The organism is Methylocystis sp. NC52PC (assembly GCF_055698645.1).
Genome location: NZ_CP170127.1, coordinates 1,276,220 through 1,298,491, shown reverse-complemented (window position 1 = coordinate 1,298,491; position 22,272 = coordinate 1,276,220). Strand labels below are relative to the sequence as shown.

Sequence of the window (22,272 nt, the reverse complement as noted above, 5' to 3'; positions counted from 1 at the left end):
GCAAAGAGGACGAACCGAATGCCGATGCCCGCCTCGGAAATCGAGAAGATCATCAAGGGAGCTCTGCCGGACGCCACGGTGGAACTGACCGCGCTCGCGGACGACAATGACCATTGGGCCGCGACCGTGGTCTCGGAATCGTTTCGCGGGCTCACGCGCGTGCGCCAGCATCAGCTCGTCAACGCCGCCTTCGGCTCCCGGCTCGGCACGGAGCTGCATGCGCTGGCGCTGACGACCCGCGCCCCTTAAACAATGAGAGCCGGCGGCGCCTTGAACGCCGCGTGAAAGGAAAAAACAGATGTCCGACATCAGCAGCCGCATCAAAAGCGAGATCGAATCTTCCGACGTCGTGCTTTTCATGAAAGGCACGCCGCAGGCCCCGCAATGCGGCTTCTCCATGCAGGTGGTGCAGATCCTCAACCACCTCGGCGTGCCCTACAAAGCGATCAACGTCCTCGCCGACGGCGACATTCGCGAAGGCATCAAGGCCTTTTCCAACTGGCCGACGATCCCGCAGCTCTATGTGAAGAACGAGTTCATCGGCGGCTGCGACATCACCCGCGAGATGTTCCAGTCGGGCGAGCTCGTCGCGCTGTTCGACAAGGAAGGCGTGCCGCACGCGCAGGCCGGCAAAGCCTGAGCGCTTCTGACACAGAGCTTCAAGACGTCTGCGCGCCGCCAACCAAGCGGCGCGCATTTGTTTTTTCGATGGATCGGCAGACGGCCTGCCGGCGCCGCAGGCGCACAAGCAAAATTTGAGAGGCGAGAATCCTGCACTTTTTTGTGACAGGCAAATGACGGACACTGTTCTTCATGAAACGCCGGCGTCCCTCGGCGCTTTGGAGTGGAGGAGAACAATGTCGTTGAAATGGATGTTGCCTGCAGCAGCGCTCGGCCTCCTGTTATCCGCTGGCTCCGCGTTGGCCTATGAGCGCTATTTCGATTTCGGCCAGGTTTGGCAGGACGCGACCGCTGCGCATCAGCGTGACGAGGCGCTCAGCGCGCGTCCGCGCGACGCAATGCGGCGCCAGCCGGAGCAGGTCTTTCAGAACCGTCCGCATGATCCCTCCGGAAACATCATTCTCGAGGGCGCGCGTTAAGCCCCTCTTTGACGGCGATTGAAGAAAAGAACCCCGGCGGTCCGCCGGGGTTTTGCATTTCAGCTATCCATGGCGCCAGGCCCGCCCCTCCCCGCTGCGCGAGGGAGGAAAATTTTTACTGCGCTGCAACAAATTCGGCCGCGCGGCATGGTTCGGAAGTTTCCACATCGCCGCGAACGGCGCTCCGCCATCCAAAAAAGCGATGTCATCGGAGGGCCAGCCGGCGTTTGATTTCCGGGCCCATATGGGCAAGTGTCCCGCATGTCCACTCGTGAGCAATCGGCCGCGCCGTGATACTCCCCCTCGCCGTCACGCAAGGCGATCCCTCCGGCATCGGCCCCGAGCTGACGCTCAAGGCCTATATGGCGCGCGCCGCCGCCGCTTTGCCCCCCTTTTTCGTTGTCGCCGATCCCGCGCAGCTGGCGCGCGCGGCGCAGGCGCTCGGGATCGACGCGCCCATCGAAGAGACCGGCGCAGGAGAGGCCACGGCGGTTTTCGCCCGCGCGCTTCCGGTGGTTCCGGTAGGGCGGCCGGTGCGGGGCGAATTCGGCGCGCCGCTTGCGGCGGATGCGGCGGCGACCGTGGCGTCGATCGAACGCGCCGTGGAGAGCGTCGTCGCCGGCGCGGCGCGCGCGGTCGTGACCAATCCGATCGCCAAATCGGTCCTTTACGCCGCCGGCTTCGCGCATCCCGGCCATACCGAGTTCCTCGGCGAATTGGCCTCGCGCCATTATGGCGGCGCGTGGCGAGCGGTGATGATGCTGTGGTCGCAGGAGCTCGCCGTCGTGCCGATCACCATTCATATCCCCTTGAGCGAAGCGCCCCGCCGCTTGACGCGCGAGCTCATCGTCGAGACGGGAGAGATCGTCGCGCGCGACTTGCGCGACCGCTTCGGCCTTTCAGAGCCGCGCCTCGCGTTCTCGGGGCTGAACCCGCATGCGGGCGAGGACGGCGCCCTCGGCCGCGAGGAGATCGACACGATCGCGCCGGCGATCGACGCGTTGCGGGCCAAGGGGATCGACGCGCGCGGCCCCTTCCCCGCCGACACCATGTTCCATGCGGCGGCGCGCGCCACATACGACGTCGCGCTTTGTCCGACGCATGATCAGGCGCTCATTCCGATCAAGACGCTGGCCTTCGATCGCGGGGTCAATGTCACGCTGGGGCTGCCCTTTGTGCGCACCTCGCCCGACCATGGCACGGCCTTCGACATCGCCGGCAAAGGCGTCGCGGACGCGACGAGCCTCATGGAGGCGATCAGGCTCGCAGGACGGATGACTTCATGACCAACGCGCTTCCGCCGCTGCGCGAGGTCGTCCTGCGTCATGGGCTCGACGCGAGGAAGGCGCTCGGCCAGAATTTCCTGTTCGATCTCAATCTTACGGGCCGAATCGCCCGCGCCGCCGGGCCGTTCGACGACACGGTCGTCGTGGAGATCGGCCCCGGCCCCGGCGGCCTCACCCGCGCGCTGCTCGCGCAGGGGGCCCGCGTCGTCGCAATCGAGCGCGACGCGCGTTGCCTGCCCGCGCTCGCCGAAATCGCCGCGCATTATCCGGGGCGCCTCGCCATCGTCGAGGGCGACGCGCTCGAGATCGACGTCGCGGCGCTGGCGCGGGCGCAGGGCGCTTCACACGGCGCCCGCATCTGCGCCAATCTTCCCTATAATGTCGCGACCGCTCTGCTCGCGCGCTGGATCGAGGTCGAGCCCTGGCCGTCGGTCTTCGACCGCTACGTGCTGATGTTTCAAAAGGAGGTGGCGCTGCGCATCGTCGCGACGCCCGCCCAGCGCGCCGATTATGGACGACTGGCGGTGCTCTGCGGCTGGCGCACGAAGGCGCGCATCTTGTTCGACGTCTCGCCCGCGGCCTTCACGCCGCCGCCAAAAGTGACGTCCTCGGTGGTCGAGCTCATTCCCAACCCGACCCCCCTGCCCTGCGACGCGCGCGCGCTGTCGCGCGTCACGCAGGCGGCCTTCGGCCAACGCCGCAAAATGTTGCGACAAAGCCTGAAGTCTCTTGGCGTCGACGCCGGCGGCCTCCTCGTGCGGGCCGGAATCGAAGAGACGAAGCGCGCCGAGGAGATCGACGTCGCCGGCTTCGTGGCGCTCGCCAACGCTTTCGCGGCTCAGTGAGGCGCGCGCAAAACATCGCGCAGCACGACGGCGTTGTTCCGCTCTTCGTCATGCGCGGCGAAAAGCAGCGTGACCCGGCTTTCTCGCAGAAGCCGGCGAATCGCTGCGACCTCCGCCTGCGACTCGGGGCGTTCCAGCTCCTCGCGATAACGCGCGGCGAATTCTTCCCACCGCTCGGGCAGATGGCCGAACCAGCGGCGCAGCTCATTGCTGGGGGCCGCCTCCTTCGCCCAATGGTCGACGGCGGCTTTTTCCTTGGCGAGGCCACGCGGCCACAGCCGGTCGACGAGCACGCGCAGGCCGTCGTCTTGTTCCGGCGGCTCATAGACGCGCTTGAGGCGAAGGGCGTGCATCTGGCGCAGATAGCGCGCTAGCGCGCCGCTTCTACTCGCTCAAGAGCTTGTCGACGAATTGCTCGATGCCGCGCATGCGTCGGGGGCGGCGCTGGCGCTCGGCGCGCAGGATGGCGATCAGATCGTCGAAGGAGCGCTGCAGATCGTCATTGACGATCACATAATCGTAATCCTTCCACCGCTGAATTTCCTTGCGGGCGTTCTCGAGCCGGCGTTCGATGACCTCCGCCGAATCCTCGGCGCGGCGCTCGAGCCGGGCGCGCAATTCCTTCATCGACGGCGGCAGGATGAAAACCGTGACCGAGTCGGCGGCCATCTTCTCGCGCACCTGCCGCGTGCCCTGATAGTCGATGTCGAAGAGACAGTCGCGCCCCTGCGCCAGCGTCGCCTCGACCGGCGCGCGCGGGGTGCCGTAGAAATTGCCGTGCACTTCCGCCCATTCGAGCAACTCGCCGGCGTCGCGCATGGCGGCGAATTGGCGCTCGTTGATGAAGCGGTAATGAATGCCGTCGACCTCGCTCGACCGGCGCGCCCGCGTCGTCACCGAGATCGATAACGTCAGATCGAGGTCGCGGTCCTGCAGCAGCATCCGCGTCAGCGTGGTCTTGCCGGCGCCGGAAGGCGAGGAAAGGATGAGAACGACGCCGCGGCGCAGCGGGAGTGTGTGATCCATGACGGCGGTTGTTGAAGTGCGGGTTACCGCCAATAGGAAATTAGGGCGTTGGTTTCAACCGTCGCCCTGACCTATTCGATGTTTTGCACCTGTTCGCGCAGCTGCTCGACCTCGATCTTGAGCTCGAGCCCGAGGGCGGTGAGGGCGGGATCGTTGGATTTGGCGCAGAGCGTATTGGTCTCGCGCGAGAGTTCCTGGGCGAGGAAATCCAGCCGTCGCCCGATGGGGCCGCCGTCCTGCAGCAGCTTCTGGCCGGCGGCCACATGCGCCGCGAGCCGGTCGAGCTCTTCGCGAATATCCGCCTTGACCGCAAGCAGCACCGCCTCCTGATGGAGACGGACCGGGTCGAGCCCTTCGGCGCTGTCGAGGAGCCGCGCAAGCTGCTGCGCCAGACGCTGGCGCACGGCCTCGGGCTGGCGGCCGGGCAAGGCGTCGGCCTGAGCGGCGAGGGCGCCGATGCGGTCGAGCCGCGCCCTGAGCACGGCGGCGAGCGCAAATCCCTCGGCCTCGCGCGCGGCGACGAGCGAGTCGAGGGCGGCCTCCAGCGCCGCGAGAATGCTTTTCTCCAGCGCGGCCCGCTGGGTCTCGTCCTCCTCGGGCTCGATGATCTCGACGACGCCTTTGACGCTCAGCAGGCCGTCGAGCGAGGCCGGACGCAGGCTCGCATGCAGCGGCACGTCGTCGAGCGCAGCGAGCAGCTTGTCGAGCGCAGCGCGGTTGATGCGCGCGACGCCCTGCGCCTCCAAGCGCTGCGCCGAAAGACTGGCGAAGACCGAGCCGCGCGCCAAGCGCGCCGAAAGGCCGGCGCGCGCCTTGACTTCGACCGCGTCGAAATTGGCGGGAACCCTGACCCGGAGATCCAGCCCCTTGGCGTTGACGCTCTTGACTTCCCAGGCGTAGCTCCACGGTCCGAGGCTGCCGCGCGCGCGGGCGAATCCGGTCATGCTGGCGACAGTCATCGGCGCGCTCCGGTTTGCGGCGTCAACGCATGCTCGCCGCCGACGGAACGGATTTCGCCGAGGTGAGGTCCCAGCTCTTGTCGCGCAAGGGATCGAGCGGCGTGCCCTCCGAGGCGTCGAAGGCGCGCGGCCGCGTCCGTTGCGGCGCGGCGGCCAGAGCCAGCGGGCCGGCGTCGTCCGGGGAAACCTTGTCGCCCAACGCCTCGGTCGGCGCTTCGTCGGAGCCGGTGGCGAGGCCGAGCCTGGCGGCGCGCGCCTTCAGCTCCGCGCGTCGCGCCGGGGAGACGGGATAGACCGCAACGTCAGTGTCGGGCAGCGCTTTGCCGTCGGCGCTCTCGCGCGCCACCATGTCCGGACCGAGGACGCCCTCCTCCTCGGCCTCCGTGTCGGGCGCCGCGCGCGCCGCGAGAAGGGTGGGATCGAAACTATCGGCCGGCCCCTTGGGCTGGGCGGCGGGCTCGGTGAAATAAGGCCGGGCGACGCGCAGCCGCGCCAGATGCCGCGCGGCCCCGGCGGTCGGGTCGTCGAATCCGCCGAGGAAAAAGGCGGCTCCGGCGGGGCCGAACTTGCCGAGCCGGTGCGTCGCCCCGTCATCCGCCGCCATGTCGCGGGCGACGGGGTAATCTTCGTGCCGGGCGCCGAGGGCGACGAGCCGGCCGATCGGCGCCTGGGTGCGCTTATCGGTCTTGGGCGGCGCTTGCGGCGGCGCCGCCGCGGGAACGCTCTGGTCGACCCCCTCGCCCGCCTTGGTCTTCTGCTCCAGCTCGATGCGCCGCCAATTCTGGACGTTGCGCGAATGCTGCTCGAGCGAATCGGCGAAGACATGCCCGCCCGTGCCGTCGGCGACGAAATAGAGGTCCTTGGTGTTGGCGGGATTGGCGGTCGCCTCGAGCGCCGCCTTGCCCGGATTGGCGATGGGGCTCGGCGGCAGGCCGTCGACGGCGTAGGTGTTATAGGGCGTCCACTTCTCGATCTCCGAGCGCAGAATGCCGCGTCCGAGCGTCGCCTTGCCGCCGACGAGGCCATAAACGATCGTCGGGTCCGACTGCAGGCGCATGTTCTTGCGCAGCCGGTTCAGGAACACGGCCGCCACGCGCGGGCGCTCGTCCGCCTTGCCCGTCTCCTTCTCGACGATGGAGGCCAGCGTGACGAGCTCGTAAGGCGATTTCAGCGGCAGGTCCTTGGCGCGCTTCGCCCAGATCTGGTCCACGAGCTTGCGCTGGTCCTCCTGCATCTTGGAGATCAGTTTGGCGCGCGGAAAGCCGCGCGGGAATTTATACGTCTCCGGCAGCAGCGCGCCTTCTTTCGGCGCCTCCAGAACGTCGCCGGCGAGGAGGTCGGAGTCGCGTAGGCGCTGCAAAATCTGCTCGCTGGTCAGGCCCTCCGGTATGGTGACGCTGTGCAGGATCTGACGGCCGGCCACCAGGGCGTCGATGACGTCGCGCAGGCTCGCATGTTTCCGGAAGAGATATTCGCCCTGCTTGAGCTTGCCGCGCGCGCCTTCGACGAGCACGGCGAAATTCATCAGCGTCGGACTGTCGATGACGCCCTCGCGCTGCAATTGCGCCAGCATTTCCGGCACGTCGCTGCGCGGCGGCAGATAGACGATCTTGTCGGCGGCGAGCGGGCCCGGCTCTTTGAGCTTGTGCAAGACGGCGATGACGCCGAAGACGCTCGCGACCAGCGCCACGAGCGTGAAGCTCAGAAAGCCGCTCATGACGGAGAGCGTGCCGTCCCGGCGCTTCTTGCGCTTCTTCGGGGGCGCCGGCGGCGCTTCCGGCTGCAGCGCCTGCTGCGCGGCCTGAAGGGTGGCGCGCCGGCGGAAGATCCCGCCTGCCTTTTCGCTTGCAGATTGCGCGACACTTTCCGCGGCGGACCGCTTCGGCTCCTCAGGCGCCGGCTGCTGTGGCCCGGGCCGAGGCGTCACGGGCGCGGGAGTGGCCGGTTCGGGGATGGGCGCAGCCGCCACGGGCGCCGGCTTGTCGGAGGTTTCGGCGTCCGGCGCCGCCGTCGCGGCCGCCTCCGGCTTCTCGGAAACGGGATGAGGCGCGTCGGCGGGCGCGGGCGCCGACGCCTTCGGTTCGGACGCGGCGGCCTCGACCTTTACGCTTTCCGCCGGCGCGGGCGAGCCTGCCGTCTCCGAGGATTGCTGCTTGGCCGCCTCGTCGGGGGTCGTCGGCTTGTCGCCCGTCTCGTCGCTCATCATCGTGATCACGCCAATCAAAGCTCGACGCGGCGCCGGGAATCCGCAGGTCGGAACCCCTGGGGGCGGTAGCCGCAGGAGGGAGTATCCACACTAGGGGTCATTGTGGCGAATTCAGGAACGCAACGCCTCCCCCTTCCGGGCGAAGCCCTTTCGCCCGGAATATTCGCATCAAACGTCCCGCCTGTGAATTTTTACTGAAGCTTGCGGAAGAGAAGCGAGGCGTTGGTGCCGCCGAAGCCGAAGGAATTCGACAGCGCCACGTTGATTTCTCTCTCGCGGGCCGTCTTCGGCACGAGGTCGATCGCGGTCTCGACGGAAGGATTGTCGAGATTGCGGGTTGGCGGCGCGGCGTTGTTGGTCATGGCGAGAATCGTGAACACCGCCTCCACCGCGCCGGCGCCGCCGAGAAGATGGCCGACCGCCGATTTCGTCGAGGACATGGAGAGCCGCGGTTCGACATTGCCGATCAGCCGCTCGACGGCCTTCAATTCGATCTCGTCGCCGAGCGGCGTCGAGGTGCCATGGGCGTTCACATAGTCGATGTCGGCGACGGAAATCTCCGAGCGCTTCAGCGCCATCTTCATGCAGCGATAGGCGCCGTCGCCGTCCGGAGAGGGCGCCGTGATATGGAAGGCGTCGCCCGACATGCCATAGCCGATGAGCTCGCAATAGATGCGCGCGCCGCGCGCCTTGGCGTGCTCATATTCCTCGAGCACGACGCAGCCGGCGCCCTCGCCGAGCACGAAACCGTCGCGGTCTTTGTCATAGGGACGCGAGGCCTCGGCCGGGCGGTCGTTGAATCCGGTTGAAAGCGCGCGGCACGCGGCGAAGCCGGCGACGCCGATGCGGTTGACCGGCGATTCGGCCCCGCCCGCGACCATGACGTCGGCGTCGCCCATCGCGATGATGCGCGCGGCGTCGCCGATGGCGTGGGTGCCGGTGGCGCAGGCCGTCACCACCGCATGGTTCGGGCCTTTGAGATCGTGCATGATCGAGACATAGCCGGCCACGAGATTGATGATGCGGCCCGACACGAAGAAGGGCGACACGCGGCGCGGGCCTTTTTCCTTCAACGTCAGAGACGTTTCATAGATGCCGCCGAGCCCGCCGATCCCCGAGCCGATCAGCACGCCGGTCGTTTCCTGCTTTTCCGGCGTATCGGCCTTCCAGCCCGCGTCGGCCAGCGCCTGCGTCGCCGCAGCGGCTCCGTAGATGATGAAGTCGTCGACCTTGCGCTGCTCCTTGGGATCGAACCAGTCGTCCGCATTGAAGGAGCCGTTGGAGCCGTCGCCGCGCGGGATGATGGCCGCGATCTGGCAGGCAAGATCGTCGACCTCGAACATGTCGATGCGGCGGAATCCGTGCTCGCCGGCAATCAACCGCCGCCAATTCGTTTCGACGCCGCAGCCCAGAGGCGACACGACGCCAAGCCCGGTGACGACCACCCTGCGCATGGCTTGCTCTCTACTTTGATTTTACTGGATCGGTTGAACATCCGCCCGCGGCGCGGCCGGATCGGAAGCAAAAAGCGCGCGGCGATCCGCCGGCGCGCTTTTCCAAGTCGAGCGTCTCGAAATCAGGCGGCTTTCGCCTTCTCGAGGAACTTCACCGCGTCGCCGACCGTGACGATCGTCTCGGCCGCATCGTCGGGAATCTCGACGCCGAATTCTTCCTCGAACGCCATGACCAGCTCGACCGTGTCGAGCGAGTCGGCGCCCAGATCGTCGATGAAATTCGCCTTGTCGACGACCTTCTCAGGCTCGACGCCGAGGTGTTCCACAACGATCTTCTTCACGCGCTCGGCGACATCGCTCATTGATTTCGTCCCTGTTGCTATGGTGCTCGCACCGATGACGGCGCCGCAGGATTAAGCCCGCTCGCCGTTTCCTCCTAAACGATTCAGATGCGCCAGCCCATCCCCAAGGCGGCGCGGCCAGAACGGCGCTCGGGCCTGATTTTGAGGACTAAGGGCGGCGCCGCCCCTCTCGCGGCGTCGGTCTGGTAACATACTTCAAACAGGTTGGCGAGAGGGCCGAATCGGCGGCGCGGGGCGAAAAGGGCCGGCGCGACGCCCTTTTCGGCACGGCAAAAAGCCGCAGCCTGGCGGCGGCGCGCGCGGCCGCTTCAGATCATCGCCATGCCGCCGTTCACATGCAGGGTCTGCCCCGTCACATAGCCGGCCTCGAGACTGGCGAGATAGACCACGGCGGCGCCGATGTCCGCGCCGGTTCCCAACCGGCCGGCGGGAACGGCGGCGAGAATGCGCTCCTTCTGGGCCGCGTTCAGCGCGTCGGTCATCGGGCTTTCGATGAACCCCGGGGCGATGCAATTGACCGTGACGCCGCGGGAGGCGACTTCGGCGGCGAGCGACTTCGACATGCCGATCATGCCCGCCTTGGCGGCGGCGTAATTGCCCTGTCCGGGATTGCCGGTGACGCCGACCACCGAGGTGATGCCGATGATTCGGCCGAAGCGCTTCTTCATCATGCCGCGCAGCACCGCGCGCGAGAGGCGGAAGGCGGAGGTGAGATTGACGTTCAAGACCGTCTCCCAGTCTTCGTCCTTCAGGCGCATGAAGAGGCCGTCGCGGGTGATCCCGGCGTTATTGACCAGAATGTCGACGCCGCCCATCGCCGCCTCCGCGGCCGGCGCCAGCTTTTCAGTCTCGTCGCGATCGGCCAGATTGCACGGGAGGACATGCGTGGCTCCGCCGATCTCGGCGGCGAGCGCCTCGAGCGCCTCGCGACGCGTGCCGGAGAGCGCCACGGTCGCGCCCGCCGCAACGAGGGCGCGGGCGATGTCCTTGCCGATGCCGCCGCTCGCGCCGGTGACCAGCGCCGTCCTGCCTGTCAAATCGAACATATGTTTCCTCCCTTGCCGCGTGGAGCGGATGCGCCGCCCCTTCCGGCCGCGTTCCCCCTTAGCGCGAAATTCAAAAAATGCGAGGCCGAACCGCCCGCGCGCCAATCACCGACTGTCTGATGCGCCGAAATAAAGACAAGATTGTAGACACGCTCTAGCAATCAATTGTCAAGTTCGGCCAGAAACGCAAAGCTTTCCTGCGTGTCAAAAATGCAACAACGCAAGAAATTGGGGCCAATACTTCCCGTTTTGTACTTTTACTTTGTTGCTCGAATCTCTTTTTTCTTGGACAACCTGAAAGGCTCTCGGGGCCCATATCTGCATGGTTTTTAAAGCCAAGTTCGGGCAGACGCCGAGGTCGGGCTGACAAGAAAAAGGGTTTCAGACATGAGAACAACTCTCGCCATCTCCGTTCTTGCCGCCATCCTCGCGGCAAGTGCGGCGCAAGCCGCGGATCTTCCCCCCCACACGGCCCCGCCGCCACCCTATGTCCCGCCGCCGCCGGTCCTGACCTGGAACGGCGTCTACGCCGGTCTCAACCTCGGCGGCGGCTGGCAGGACCCCAACTCTTCGAACGTCTGGAATCCGGCCTGGGCCGGCCCGGGATGGGGCGGTCCGGGTTGGGGCGGTCCGGGTTGGGGCTGGGGCGGCGGCAACTCCGGCGGCACGGGCGGCGTCGTCGGCGGCGGCCAGATCGGCTATAATTTCCAGTTCTCGCCCTGGCTGGTCGTCGGCGTCGAGACCGACTTCCAGGGCACGAGCATCGGCAGCAGCGGCGGCGGCTGGCAGGGTTGGGGCGGCGGCGTCGACACGGCGCGCATCAACTGGTTCGGCACGGTGCGCGGCCGCCTCGGCGTCACCTTCCCCGGTTTGTCGCAGCTCCTGATCTACGGCACCGGCGGCTTCGCCTATGGCGACGTTCAGCGCAACTTCTGGTGGTCGAACAACAGCGTCGTGCAGACGGGCTGGACTGCCGGCGGCGGCGCCGAATGGCTGTTCCTGCCGAACTGGTCGGTCAAGGCGGAGTATCTCTATACCGAGATCAGCGGCAATCAGCAGAACTGGCTGTGGAACCCCGGCTTCTCGCTCAACAACATCAACAACCGCACGCGCTTCCACACGGTGCGCGCCGGCGTCAACTATCACTTCAACTTCGGCTCGCCGGCCCCCGTGTTGGCGCGCTACTAAAGGAACGATCGAACCCGCCCGGCCTTCTCGCCGGGCGTGGCGCGTCTCCCACCCCCGCCTTTCGAGGCGGGGGTTTTCATTTTCTGCAACGAACGAACCGGCCCAGCGTCCGCACGTTTAACCGGCATGTCCGAGTTCATGACCCTTGCCGCGCTCGCCGGCGAGGAAGAAATCTGCACCCGCTGTCCGCTGTATCAGAACGCCACGCAAGCCGTTCCGGGGGAAGGGCCGCGCGGCGCGCGGGTAATGTTCGTCGGCGAGCAGCCGGGCGACGTCGAAGACCTCTCGGGGCGCCCCTTCGTCGGCCCCGCCGGCCGGATTCTCGACAAGGCGCTGGCCAAAGTCCATCTGCCGCGCGAGCAATGTTTCGTCACCAACGCCGTCAAGCATTTCAAATTCGAGCCGCGCGGCAAGCGGCGCCTGCACAAGAAGCCCGACGCCGGCGAAATCGACGCCTGCCGCTGGTGGCTCGAACAGGAGCGCGCCCTTGTCGCGCCCGGGCTGATCGTCGCCCTCGGCGCCACGGCGATCCGCGGCGTGCTCGGGCGCCCCGCGTCCGTCTCTCAATCGCGCGGCCGCTTGATCGACCTCGACCAGGGCGCGAAATTCCTCGCCACCATCCATCCGTCTTTCCTGCTGCGCCTGCAGGAGGAAGAAGATAAGCGGAGGGAATGGACGCGCTTTCTCAGCGATCTGGAGATCGCCGCGGAATGGGCGCGGGCGGGGGACATGCCGGCGAATGTTTAGGCCTTTCTGGTTTTTTTGCGCAGCCGTCGTGATGGTCTTTCCCGCGCGGGCGGAGCTCGTTTCCTTTACGCAGGCGGGCGGCGGCCTGCGGGCGACGGTCAAGATCGACGGGAACGCCTACGATCTCGACCTCCCGCTTCTGCGCCCCGCGCGGCCCGCGCCGGGGGCGCCGCTTTTCGTGGAGACGGCGCCGGGCGACGATCTTGCGCCGCTCGCGCTGTCGCGCGGCTTCGCCGTCCTGCGCCTCGATCTGACGAAGCTTCCTGGCGCGGCGCGGACGGGGGCCCTGCGCGACCTCGCGCCGCGCCTTCGCGGCCTCGGGGCCAAGCGCCTTGTGGCCAACGGCCAGGGCGAGACGGGAGCGGCGCTCGCCGAGGCGGGCGCGCTCTTCGACGGCGTGCTGTTGCAGGACGCGCCGCCGACGGCGCGCCGCGCCGCCGGGGGCCCGCGCATCATCGAGACCTGGGGCGCCGACGCCTATTGGGGCGCGGGCGGCGAGCGCCCCCCGCTCGGCGCCGAGCCAGAGAACCGCCGCAGCTTCTTCCTGACGGGCGTGGCGCCGACGCGCGCCGGCGCCAATTGCGCAGCGCCCGTCAACGGCCTTTCGCCGGCCCCCGCTCTGCGCGCCCTGCTGGCGGCGCTCGACGACTGGACGAAAGGCGCGAAGCCCCCGGGTTCGCGCGCGCCGGCCGAATCCGATCTCGTTCAGGCCGCCGCGCTCGCCTGGCCGAAAATCCCGGGCCTGTCGGCGCCGCCCGGCCCGCCGCGTCGGGCGCCGAAAATAGACGCCGACGGGAACGAACTATCCGGCCTGCGCCTGCCGGATCAGGCCTTGCCGATCGCAACCTTCACCGGCTTCAACGCGCGAAAGGACCCCAAGGGCCCGGCCTGCGCCGCCGGCGCGGCGCTCCCCTTCCCGGCGACGAAAGCCGAGCGCGAAAAGACCGGCGACCCGCGCCCTTCGCTCGTCGAACGCTATGGCTCCCGCGCCTATTTCGTCGCGACGATGCGCGTCGTAGCCGATAAGCTCGTCAGGGAGCGGCTGCTGTTGAAGGAAGACGCCGACGCTTATGTCGCGGCGGCGAAACAGGCGCCTTTCTGAGGCGGCTAGGAATTGAGCGTCAGGACGCCCGCGTTGAGATAGGTCGCGAAGGCGACCCAGAGCGCATAGGGGATCAGGCAGAAAGCCGCGATCCGGTCGAGGCGCCAGAAGGCGGCGATGGTCGCCAGGATCAAGGCCTCCATCGGCAAAATGACGGCAAGGCCGAGCGTCGGGCTGCGCGCCCCGAAAAAGGCGACGGACCAGCCGGCGTTCAGGACCAGCTGCGCGGCAAATAGCCAAATGGCCGCGCGGCGGCCGGGGCCGGCCGGGTCGCCGCGCAGAATGCGGTAAAAGGCGACGCCCATCAGCACATAGAGGATCGTCCACGCCGGGCCGAAGAGCCAGTTCGGCGGCGTGAGCGGCGGCTTGGCGAGGCGGTCGTACCAAGGGGCGATATTGGGGAGCGTCGCGGCGTTGCCGAGCATCGCCGCCGCGAATATGGGCCCCGCCGACCAGGCCGCCGCCGCAAGAGCCCCGAGCCTGCGTTCTCCCGAAGCGGCGCTCATTGCGCCACCGCATGGCCGAGGTGGTCGCCGATCGACTCGAGCCGGTCGCCGAGGTTCTCGCGGCTGCGCGGATCAACAATGGCGAAGGGCGCCGCGACCGCGACGCCCGCCGCCGCGCCGACCGCCGATCCGGCCCCCGTCGCGGCCTGATGGAGCCGATCGCCGATCCCGGCCGCCCCCTCGTTCAAGGCCTGCCCGGCCGCGAGCCGCGCCCCGATCGACCGCACGACCTGGGGCGCCTCGGCGAATTTCGTATGTCCCAGCCGATCGCCCGAGGCGACGTCGGTCAGATCGACGACCTGCAGCTTGTCCCGTTCGAAGACCTCCTGATAGGGATTGGCGTTCGGGTCGACGGCGCCGAGGCGCGGCTTGTCGCCCCAGACCCGGCGGGAGGCGGCCAGCGCCTCGTCGTTGCGCGAGACGAAGATCGTGAACAGCGACGGCCGCACGTTCAGCGCAATGGCTTGTCGGCGGAACACGTCGAAATCGACGTCGGGCGCGGCCAGCATGACGTTGTTGATCTTCTTTGGCAGGCCGCGGTCGCGAATGGCCATCTGCCGCAGGGCCTCGAGCGTCACCCAATTGCCCATGGAATGGGCCAGAATGGAAATCTCGCCGACATTGGGGTCGCGGGCCAACGCCTGCAACAGCGCCTCGAGCGCGTCCCTGGAGTAGCTCGCGCTTTCGTGGTCATAGCCATATTGTAGGAGCTTGCCGCGCGACGGCCAGGTGAAGAGCACCGGCGTGACGTCGGCCTGCGAATCGTGGACGATCTGCGCGAAGCGGTAGACGGCCTCGCCGAAGCGCGTGTTATAGCCGTGCACGAACACCAGAACCTGCCGGCGCGGCGTCTGCTTGATGCGCCGGTCGAAAGCGGCGAGCGCCTGCTCCTTGGTCAGAACTGAAGCGCGGACAGTGGTGAATTGGAGCATGGGGTCCGGCGGCTGCGTCGTCGGCCACTGCACTTCGCCGATCTGGCGATAGGCGTCGGGGGGCAGAGAGATGGCGATGTCGGCGAAAGACATTCCGACGCCGCGCTCGCCGGAGAACATCTCTCCCGGCTCCGCGTCGTTCGGCGCGCGCGTCGTCGCGACCAGCATGTCCACAACATTCGTTCCCGCCGGCGCCTGATGCGAGGGGAGGAGGAAGCCGTGCGGACGTTCGGCGCAGGCGGCGAGCCCCCAGCAAAGCGCGGCGAGAAGGGCGCCCCGGATGAAATTCATAATCGTCGCCTCGATTGAAACCGACGCCAGCTTCGACTCTGGCGCAAAACTTCTACCCTATCTTCGGCGAGGATTCGAGTTGTGTGGTCCCGCACAGCTGGTCGGGACGCTTTGTCGCAAATTGATGGAGCCGTGGGCAGACGGCGTTGGAAGCTCTCCAAGGCTTCCAACGGGGGCGGGAGCGGGGCCCCTCCCACCCCCTAAATCGATTTAGTCGTTCGGCGACAGCATTTTCTCCGGCCGCACGATCGCGTCGAATTCGGCTTCCGTCACCTTGCCGGAGGCGAGCGCCTCTTCCTTGAGGCTGGTGCCGTTCTTATGCGCCGCGCGGGCGATTTTCGAGGCTGCGTCATAGCCGATCTTCGGCGCGAGCGCGGTGACCAGCATCAGCGAGCGCTCGAGGAAGCGGTGAATATTGGCTTCGTCCGCTTCGATCCCGTCGATGCAGCGCGTGATGAAGCTGTCGACGCCCGTCGCCATCAGATCGATCGACTCGAGCAGCGCGAAGGCGATCACCGGCTTCATCACATTGAGTTCGAGATGGCCCTGCGAGGCGGCGAAGGTGATCGTCTGCTGATTGCCGAAGATGCGGGCGCAGACCATGGTGATCGCCTCGACCTGGGTCGGATTGACCTTGCCCGGCATGATCGACGACCCCGGCTCGTTCTCCGGGAGCTTCAATTCCGCGAGGCCGGCGCGCGGGCCGGCGCCGAGCAGGCGAATGTCGCAGGCGATCTTGTAGAGGCCGGCGGCGAGCGCATTGATCGCCCCATGCGCAAAGGCGATGGCGTCATGCGCGGCGAGGGCCTCGAATTTATTGGGCGCCGTGACGAAGGGCAGGCCGGTTTGCTGCGCAATATTGGCGGCGACCTCCTCGGCGAAGCCCTTCGACGTGTTGACGCCCGTGCCCACCGCCGTGCCGCCCTGCGCCAGCGCAAAGAGATCGGGGAGGGTCGCGTGAATGCGGGCCGCGCCATATTTGGCCTGGGCCGCATAGCCGGAAAATTCCTGGCCGAGCGTCACCGGCGTCGCGTCTTGCAGATGGGTGCGGCCGATCTTCACGACATGCGCGAACTGTGAGGCTTTGCGCTCCAGCGCGGCCTGCAGCCGCATGATCGCCGGCAGCAGTTTGCCCGAGATCGCCAGCGCGCCGGCGATGTGAATGGCGGTCGGGAAACTGTCGTTCGAAGACTGGCCGCAATTGACGTGATCGTTGGGATGCACGGGCGCCTTGGCCCCCTTCCCGGCGCCGAGCCGCTCATTGGCGCGATTGGCGATCACTTCATTGACGTTCATGTTCGTCTGAGTGCCCGACCCCGTCTGCCAGACGACGAGCGGGAAATGATCGTCGAACTTGCCGTCGATCACCTCTTGCGCGGCGGAGACGATCGCCTGCGCGACCTCGGGCTTGATCAGCCCCTTCGCCGCGTTCACTTGCGCCGCGGCGAGCTTCACGCGGGCGAGGGCGTGCACCACTTCGATCGGCATGCGCTGGCCGCCGATGGGGAAATTCTCGCGCGAACGCTGGGTCTGCGCGCCCCAATAGGCCCAGGACGGGACGGCGATGTCGCCGAAGGAATCGCGTTCGATGCGGCTATTTTCTGTCATGGTCTCGCTCGGAAAGAGAGGCGGACGTCGCTTGAAGGTCCGCGCTCACGGGTAATGAAAACGCCGGAGCGGCTGATCGCGCGCTCCCTATGCGGCATTTCTCGGCCCGGTTCAATCTCGGCTGAGGGGGGTGAGTTCGGCGGCGGCGCGCGTCTCGCCCGACTCGCGTCTCGGCAGCGACATGATTTCGGTCAGCCGATTGCGCGCGCGATTGACGCGGCTTTTCATCGTGCCCGGCGCGCAGCCGCAGATTTCCGCCGCCTCTTCATACGACAGGCCGGAGGCCGCGACGAGGATCAGCGCCTCGCGCTGGTCGAGCGGAAGTTTCTGCAGCGCCTCGCGGAAATCCAGGAAATCCATATGCGCGTTCTGGGATTCGGGCGCGATCAGCCGCGCCGAGGCGATGGCCCCGTCGGGATCGGGCGCCTCGCGCCGCCGCTTGCGGAATTCGCTGTAGTAGATGTTGCGGAGGATGGTGAAGAGCCATGCGGTCAGATTAGTGCCTTCGGCGAAGGAGCCGAGGCTCCCCCACGCCTTGACCAGCGTCTCCTGGACGAGGTCATCGGCGCGGTCGGGATTGCCGCAGATGGAGACGGCGAAAGCGCGAAGATTAGGGATCGCCGCGATGAGGTCCCTTTTGAGATTCTGTCCGTCGCTGAGACCTGCCTCCTCGTCGCTCACTCTCTCTCCCCAGGCGCGCCACCCGGGCCTGAGGATACCATATTTTGTTCGAGCTGGTTCAAGAGATTCAAAAAGCGGTCGGGAACCGGCTGAGCCACGACGTCATCGTAGAGATTTTGAAGCTCCTTGCCGATCGCGTCGCCAAAATCGAGGCTTCGCATTTTTCGACTGTTCCTTTCCGTCTTGCAAAGCGTGAGCTGGCCCGAGCCCGCTGTCTGCTCCGCATTGGCCGGGCGCGGCGCGCCGACGCCGAGCCCGGCCGCCACCGCCGCCAGGCTCCTGGGGAGCGTTCCCGGAAAACGACGCGCGTCGGCGCACAGCTGATCCCCGTCGGGTTTCACGCGCACAACGGCATTCTCCGGACTGTTTTTTACCATGGAGCCCCCAATCAAAGTCATGATTTTCTGTGGCGGATTTGTTTCGCCGCGCGATATAGTGCACCGCACGGAAGGGAAAACGCCGCGCTCATGGATTGGTTCCTTCGTTTGTGCAGGTCGTTTTGACGCAGCAGTCATGATCTAGCTACCTTTCCGTAAGAGCGGCCGCCTCCGGAGTGGCGTAATATGTCGGTTTCACGAGAGATTTACGGTCATCTTCCCTATCTGCGGCGCTTTGCGAGGGCGCTGGTCGGGACCCGCGAGGGCGGCGACGCCCATGTGCTGGCGACGCTCGAAATAATCGTCTCGGATCCGCGAAAGCTCGATCAAAACGACGATCTCAGGATCTCCCTTTATCGCTTGTTTCTGGCGACCTGGGCCGCCGGGGCGATCGCCCAGCCCGATTCGGCGGCCGCTCTCGGCGACGACGGCGCCCGCGGGCGCCTCGACGCCATTTCCTTGAGGCCGCGCGTCGCCTTTCTGTTGCACGCCCTCGAAGGCTTCGATCTCGAACAGGTCGGCGACACGCTCGGCGTCTCCGAAGAGGTCGCCGCCGATCTCATCGACGCCGCCAACGCCGAAATCGCCGACCAGATTGCGACCAATGTGCTCATCATTGAGGACGAGCCGTTGATCGCCCATGATCTGCGCAGCATTGTGGAAGAACTTGGGCATAGCGTCGCCGGCATGGCGCGCACGCACCGGGAGGCGGTGCTGGCGATGGAAACCGCCAAACCCGGCCTGATCCTCGCCGATATTCAGCTGGCCGACGGCAGCTCCGGCCTCGATGCGGTGAACGAGATCCTCGGGTCCTTTTCGACGCCGGTCATCTTCGTGACGGCCTATCCCGAGCGGTTCCTGACCGGCGCGCCGCCGGAGCCCGCCTTTCTCGTCACCAAGCCCTTCAGCGTCGAGAGTCTCAAGGCCGTCATCAGCCAGGCGCTGTTTTTCAATCGCCGGTCGCAAAGAAAAAGCCTCTGAGGGGCGCGGCCAACTTGTTGATAAGTTTAGGCCCCTATGGGATTTTCGTCCTCCGCAAGCTTAGCTAAGTATATTCCACGATTGCGGAAACCTTGGCCGATTCGGCAAGTTATACGCGTGGCGCAGGGGGCAGGAGGCGACCATGCAGGAAGTAGTGAAGAAGTCCAATCGAGGCTTTGCTTCGATGGATCCGGAGAAGCAGCGCGCCATCGCGCGTAAGGGCGGCCAGAGCGTCCCCGACGAAAAGCGCAGCTTCTCGCAAAATCCCGAACTCGCGGCTCGCGCCGGACGCAAGGGCGGTCAGAGCGTCAATCCGGCGAAACGCAGCTTCTCGCGCGATCATACCCTCGCGTCGGAAGCGGGCCGTAAGGGCGGGCACGCCTCGCACGGCGGCGGTCAGAAGCGGGCGTCCGTCTAGGACCCCCGCCTTTTAAAGCGTTACGCAGCGTGGGGCTTGGAACGCTGCGAAATAAGTGAGTAAAGCGCGTCATGGTCTCGCGTGGCGCGGATGGTTGCGACAAGGCCAGGGTCGCGAAGCATCCGCGCCGCGCAGGCAAGCGCCTTCAGATGATCGGCCCCGGACGATTCGGGCGCGATCAGCAGGAAAACGAGATCGACAGGCCCGCCGTCGAGCGCCTCGAAGTCCACCGGCCGCTCAAGCCGGGCGAAAATCCCGAAAATCGACTTGATCTTGGCAAGCTTGCCGTGCGGAATGGCGATGCCTTCGCCAATGCCGGTCGAGCCCAGGCGCTCGCGGTGCAGCAAGGCGTCGAAAATTTCCCGCGACGGCAGGCCGGAAAGCCGCGCCGCGCGGTCGCTCAGCTCCTGAAGCAGCTGCTTTTTTGATGTCGCCCTCAAATTGGCGATGACTGCTTCCGGCGTGACAAGATCCGTGAGCCGCATGCGACGCCCTATCTCTCAAGCGTTGGAGAACCCTTCAAGCTGCGCGGCCGCGCCGGTGAAGGAAATCGCAAGATACATGCCGGGTTGGTCCCCGAGAGACGACTTCCGGCGGACTTCCTCTCCCGCGAGGCCCCTCCCCGGGGCGGCGGCTATTCGCCGGCGGGCGTATCGATCCAACCGATATTGTTGTCGTTTCGACGATAGACAATATTCACGCGCCCCGTATTTGCGTGACGGAACACCAAAACTGGGGCGCCAGTGAGGTCGAGGTGGAGCACCGCCGAGGACACCGACAAGCGGCGCAGCGTCGTGGTCGATTCGGCGACGACCGCGGGACTGAATTCGGCCGGAGCTTCGCTTTCCTCATCAGGGGCTGCGAGCACCTGATAGGGCACCAGTTCGGACTCCTGTCCGTGGCCGTCGTGATGGCTCTTCAAGCGCTCCTTGTAGCGCCGCAGGCGCTTCTCCAGACGATCCGCGGCTTGGTCGAAGGTCGCATAGGGCTCCTGAGCCCGGCCGTCGGCCTGCAGCACGATGCCCGAGGTCAGATGCAGGCTGCAGTCGGCGCGGTAGCCCGAGCCCTCGGGCGTGATCGTGACATGGCCGCTCACGCCGCCGTCGAAATATTTGGAGGCCGCCTGCTCCAGACGCTGCGTGATATGGGCGCGCAGGGCGTCGCCGATATTGATATTCTTACCTGACACTCTCAGGGACATGTCGCTCCGCCTTTCCGGTAAGCGGCCGATCGTCGCGGCCGAGACAATTAAGCCTCTTTCGCGCTTACTCGCCGATTACGGATTTTCTTCAACTCGGGTCCGCCAGGATCCACGCATGATCCACGCCTGCGCGAATCGCGGCCCTTACGGTTTCCCCTCGAAACCGCGCCGCGCTTTTTCGCGCAGCGTTAGAAGGCCGGGCGCGCGAAGTCAATGGCCCTCCCCGGGGGTCGACAGGCGGGCGGCGCGCCGCCTGCGCCTCAATGGGCCTGCCGCGCCTGTTCCCTCGCCAGCGCGAGCTTGGCGCGACGGCGATCCACCGAGGACGGAATTTTCAGACTGTCCCGATATTTGGCGACCGTGCGCCGGGCGATGTCGATGTCGATCGCCTTGAGCTTCGCGACGATCGCGTCGTCGGACAGCACGTCGTCCGCCGTCTCGCGGTCGATCATCTGCTTGATGCGGAAACGCACCGATTCGGCCGAATGGGCCTCGCCCCCGCTGGTCGTGGCGATGGAGGCGGAGAAGAAATATTTCAGTTCGAAGATGCCGCGCGGCGTCATCATGTATTTGTTCGAGGTGACGCGGGAGACGGTTGATTCGTGCATCCCGATGGCGTCGGCGATGGTGCGCAGATTGAGCGGGCGCAGATGCTCGACGCCCTTGGCGAGGAAGGCGTCCTGGAGCCGAACGATCTCCGAGGCGACCTTGAGAATGGTCCGGCTGCGCTGCTCCAGGCTCTTGGTGAGCCAGTTGGCGTTCTGCAGGCAGGTGGAGATGAAGGTCTTGTCGCCGTCGCGGGCGGCGGCGCTGATTCGCGCCGCATAGCTGTGGTTCACCAGCACGCGCGGCAGCGCGTCCGAATTGAGCTCGACATGCCAGGAGCCGTCGGCGGCGGGGCGAACGATGACGTCCGCCACCAGCGGCTGGATGGGCGCGTCGCCGAAGGCGCGGCCGGGCTTCGGATCGAGTTTGCGCAGCTCGGCCGCCATGTCGGCGATGTCTTCGGCGTCGACGCCGCAGAGCCGCGCCAGCTGGGCGACGTCGCGGCGCGCCACGAGCGGGAGATTGGCGACGAAAATCTGCATCGCCGGATCGTAGCGGTCGCGCTCCTTGAGCTGGATCGCCAGACACTCGGCGAGATCGCGCGCGCCGACGCCTGAGGGCTCGAAAGTCTGGATCAAGGCGAGGATTGCGTCCGTCTCGGCCGGGTCGGCGTCGAGGCGCGCGGCGATCTCGGAGAGGCTTTCGCGCAGATAGCCGGTCTCGTCGATCCCGTCGATGATCGCCTGGCCGATCAGTCGCTTGCGCGGTTCGGCGCAGGCCAGCGCGAGCTGCTCCGCGAGATGTTCATGCAGGCTCGGCCGCGCGGCGACATAGGCTTCGAGATTGGGCGCCTCGCCATCGTCGCCGCCTCCCCCGCCGACCGCGCCGCTCCAGGAGGTCGCCGAAAGACCGGCGCCCTCCTGCGCCTCGCGCGGCGTCAGCGGGTTCACCGCCGGGCCATCGGGCTGAAAGGCGTTGCTCATGTCGGCGCCGAGGTCGGCGGCCAGCGCGCCGGCGTCCACCGCAAGCGATTCCCGCGCCCAGTCGCCCTCATGCGGCTCGCCGGCGAAAGCATCGGGCGCGCCGCTGTCGAATTCGGCGGCGAAATCCTCGGCCGTCCGGCCGTCGCGCGCCGCCGCGTCGGGGGCGTCGCCGTCTTGCGTCTCGAGCAGCGGATTGCGCTCCAATTCGTCGTGCAAGAAGGCGGAGAGCTCGAGATTGGAGAACTGAAGCAGCTTGATCGCCTGCAGAAGCTGCGGGGTCATGACCAGGGACTGGCCCTGGCGCATCATCAGCTTAGTCGACATCGCCATTTGCGCATGCTCGCACGCTAGTCACGTCAGGCTCGACGGCCTGTTTCTTGCTTATAGCATGCTGCCCGGGGCTGGGCAGGGTGAAATAGTCGGCGCC

At 66.6% G+C, this 22,272-nt stretch carries 25 protein-coding genes; 10 read left to right on the top strand and 15 right to left on the bottom strand.

Annotation, left to right across the window (positions count from 1 at the left end; genetic code table 11):
- The first annotated feature begins 18 nt into the window (after nt 1–18).
- The 5 genes from ACETII_RS08195 (at nt 19) to rsmA (ending at nt 3,231) form a co-directional block, all read left to right on the top strand.
- Nucleotides 19–249, top strand: coding sequence for a BolA/IbaG family iron-sulfur metabolism protein (locus tag ACETII_RS08195; RefSeq protein ID WP_363350472.1), 231 nt, complete (start codon nt 19–21; stop codon nt 247–249).
- Between the two features lie 49 nt (nt 250–298).
- A complete protein-coding gene (gene grxD / locus ACETII_RS08190; RefSeq protein ID WP_363350470.1) occupies nt 299–640 on the top strand; it encodes a Grx4 family monothiol glutaredoxin in 342 nt (113 codons plus the stop codon).
- A 217-nt stretch (nt 641–857) separates the two neighbouring features.
- The gene (locus ACETII_RS08185; protein ID WP_363350468.1) at nt 858–1,100 is read left to right on the top strand and encodes a hypothetical protein; all 243 of its coding nucleotides are present in this window, start codon (nt 858–860) and stop codon (nt 1,098–1,100) included.
- Nucleotides 1,101–1,390: 290 nt separating this feature from the next.
- The gene (gene pdxA, locus ACETII_RS08180; protein WP_472787716.1) at nt 1,391–2,386 is read left to right on the top strand and encodes a 4-hydroxythreonine-4-phosphate dehydrogenase PdxA; all 996 of its coding nucleotides are present in this window, start codon (nt 1,391–1,393) and stop codon (nt 2,384–2,386) included.
- Nucleotides 2,383–3,231 (top strand): 16S rRNA (adenine(1518)-N(6)/adenine(1519)-N(6))-dimethyltransferase RsmA, encoded by an 849-nt coding sequence (rsmA, locus tag ACETII_RS08175; RefSeq protein WP_472787715.1) that lies wholly within the window; start codon nt 2,383–2,385, stop codon nt 3,229–3,231. The genes pdxA and rsmA overlap by 4 nt, the downstream gene beginning before the upstream one ends.
- On the opposite strand, the gene ACETII_RS08170 is transcribed toward rsmA, so the two are convergent.
- The 7 genes from ACETII_RS08170 to fabG all read right to left on the bottom strand — a co-directional run bounded on the left by ACETII_RS08170 (nt 3,225) and on the right by fabG (nt 10,284).
- A complete protein-coding gene (locus tag ACETII_RS08170) occupies nt 3,225–3,584 on the bottom strand; it encodes a DUF488 domain-containing protein (RefSeq protein WP_363350462.1) in 360 nt (119 codons plus the stop codon). The genes rsmA and ACETII_RS08170 overlap by 7 nt on opposite strands.
- A 31-nt stretch (nt 3,585–3,615) precedes the next feature.
- Nucleotides 3,616–4,257 carry a guanylate kinase gene (gene gmk, locus ACETII_RS08165; RefSeq protein WP_363350460.1) on the bottom strand — a complete coding sequence of 214 codons (642 nt, stop codon included), beginning with the start codon at nt 4,255–4,257 and terminating at the stop codon, nt 3,616–3,618.
- Nucleotides 4,258–4,328: 71 nt separating this feature from the next.
- Nucleotides 4,329–5,216, bottom strand: a complete 888-nt coding sequence (locus ACETII_RS08160) for a YicC/YloC family endoribonuclease (protein ID WP_472787714.1) — start codon at nt 5,214–5,216, stop codon at nt 4,329–4,331.
- Nucleotides 5,217–5,238: 22 nt separating this feature from the next.
- Nucleotides 5,239–7,143, bottom strand: a complete 1,905-nt coding sequence (gene mltG, locus ACETII_RS08155; protein ID WP_472788138.1) for an endolytic transglycosylase MltG — start codon at nt 7,141–7,143, stop codon at nt 5,239–5,241.
- A gap of 470 nt (nt 7,144–7,613) precedes the next feature.
- Nucleotides 7,614–8,876, bottom strand: a complete 1,263-nt coding sequence (gene fabF / locus ACETII_RS08150) for a beta-ketoacyl-ACP synthase II (protein ID WP_363350456.1) — start codon at nt 8,874–8,876, stop codon at nt 7,614–7,616.
- Nucleotides 8,877–8,998: 122 nt separating this feature from the next.
- Nucleotides 8,999–9,238, bottom strand: coding sequence for an acyl carrier protein (locus ACETII_RS08145; RefSeq protein ID WP_281799750.1), 240 nt, complete (start codon nt 9,236–9,238; stop codon nt 8,999–9,001).
- Nucleotides 9,239–9,546: 308 nt separating this feature from the next.
- Nucleotides 9,547–10,284: a 3-oxoacyl-[acyl-carrier-protein] reductase gene (gene fabG, locus ACETII_RS08140; protein WP_363350453.1), complete on the bottom strand. Its 738-nt coding sequence runs from the start codon at nt 10,282–10,284 to the stop codon at nt 9,547–9,549.
- A 387-nt stretch (nt 10,285–10,671) separates the two neighbouring features.
- On the opposite strand from fabG, the gene ACETII_RS08135 reads away from it, so the two are divergent.
- From ACETII_RS08135 to ACETII_RS08125, 3 genes are all read left to right on the top strand, one after another.
- Entirely contained in the window at nt 10,672–11,472 is an 801-nt protein-coding gene (locus tag ACETII_RS08135; protein ID WP_472787713.1) for an outer membrane protein, read from the top strand.
- A gap of 138 nt (nt 11,473–11,610) precedes the next feature.
- Complete coding sequence (locus ACETII_RS08130; protein ID WP_472787712.1) at nt 11,611–12,219, top strand: UdgX family uracil-DNA binding protein; 609 nt, start codon at nt 11,611–11,613, stop codon at nt 12,217–12,219.
- A complete protein-coding gene (locus ACETII_RS08125) occupies nt 12,212–13,321 on the top strand; it encodes an alpha/beta hydrolase domain-containing protein (protein WP_472787711.1) in 1,110 nt (369 codons plus the stop codon). The genes ACETII_RS08130 and ACETII_RS08125 overlap by 8 nt, the downstream gene beginning before the upstream one ends.
- A 5-nt stretch (nt 13,322–13,326) precedes the next feature.
- On the opposite strand, the gene ACETII_RS08120 is transcribed toward ACETII_RS08125, so the two are convergent.
- The 5 genes from ACETII_RS08120 to ACETII_RS08100 all read right to left on the bottom strand — a co-directional run bounded on the left by ACETII_RS08120 (nt 13,327) and on the right by ACETII_RS08100 (nt 17,854).
- Nucleotides 13,327–13,827 carry a TspO/MBR family protein gene (locus ACETII_RS08120; protein WP_472787710.1) on the bottom strand — a complete coding sequence of 167 codons (501 nt, stop codon included), beginning with the start codon at nt 13,825–13,827 and terminating at the stop codon, nt 13,327–13,329.
- A complete protein-coding gene (locus ACETII_RS08115) occupies nt 13,824–15,050 on the bottom strand; it encodes an alpha/beta hydrolase (RefSeq protein WP_472787709.1) in 1,227 nt (408 codons plus the stop codon). The genes ACETII_RS08120 and ACETII_RS08115 overlap by 4 nt, the downstream gene beginning before the upstream one ends.
- Nucleotides 15,051–15,260: 210 nt before the next feature.
- The gene (gene fumC, locus ACETII_RS08110; protein ID WP_363350441.1) at nt 15,261–16,658 is read right to left on the bottom strand and encodes a class II fumarate hydratase; all 1,398 of its coding nucleotides are present in this window, start codon (nt 16,656–16,658) and stop codon (nt 15,261–15,263) included.
- Between the two features lie 111 nt (nt 16,659–16,769).
- The gene (locus ACETII_RS08105) at nt 16,770–17,339 is read right to left on the bottom strand and encodes a sigma-70 family RNA polymerase sigma factor (RefSeq protein WP_363350439.1); all 570 of its coding nucleotides are present in this window, start codon (nt 17,337–17,339) and stop codon (nt 16,770–16,772) included.
- The gene (locus ACETII_RS08100; RefSeq protein WP_363350437.1) at nt 17,336–17,854 is read right to left on the bottom strand and encodes a NepR family anti-sigma factor; all 519 of its coding nucleotides are present in this window, start codon (nt 17,852–17,854) and stop codon (nt 17,336–17,338) included. Before ACETII_RS08100 ends, ACETII_RS08105 begins: the two co-directional genes overlap by 4 nt.
- A gap of 48 nt (nt 17,855–17,902) precedes the next feature.
- Here ACETII_RS08100 and ACETII_RS08095 point away from each other — a divergent pair, with 48 nt between their 5' ends.
- On the top strand, nt 17,903–18,697 hold the full coding sequence (locus tag ACETII_RS08095) for a response regulator (RefSeq protein WP_472787708.1): 795 nt from the start codon (nt 17,903–17,905) through the stop codon (nt 18,695–18,697).
- Nucleotides 18,698–18,839: 142 nt separating this feature from the next.
- Complete coding sequence (locus ACETII_RS08090) at nt 18,840–19,115, top strand: con-10 family general stress protein (RefSeq protein WP_363350433.1); 276 nt, start codon at nt 18,840–18,842, stop codon at nt 19,113–19,115.
- A 20-nt stretch (nt 19,116–19,135) separates the two neighbouring features.
- On the opposite strand, the gene ptsN is transcribed toward ACETII_RS08090, so the two are convergent.
- The 3 genes from ptsN to rpoN form a co-directional block, all read right to left on the bottom strand.
- The gene (gene ptsN / locus ACETII_RS08085; RefSeq protein ID WP_363350430.1) at nt 19,136–19,600 is read right to left on the bottom strand and encodes a PTS IIA-like nitrogen regulatory protein PtsN; all 465 of its coding nucleotides are present in this window, start codon (nt 19,598–19,600) and stop codon (nt 19,136–19,138) included.
- Between the two features lie 149 nt (nt 19,601–19,749).
- Nucleotides 19,750–20,316, bottom strand: coding sequence for a ribosome hibernation-promoting factor, HPF/YfiA family (hpf, locus tag ACETII_RS08080; RefSeq protein ID WP_363350428.1), 567 nt, complete (start codon nt 20,314–20,316; stop codon nt 19,750–19,752).
- A 260-nt stretch (nt 20,317–20,576) separates the two neighbouring features.
- Nucleotides 20,577–22,175, bottom strand: a complete 1,599-nt coding sequence (gene rpoN / locus ACETII_RS08075) for an RNA polymerase factor sigma-54 (RefSeq protein ID WP_363350426.1) — start codon at nt 22,173–22,175, stop codon at nt 20,577–20,579.
- Between the last annotated feature and the right edge of the window lie 97 nt (nt 22,176–22,272).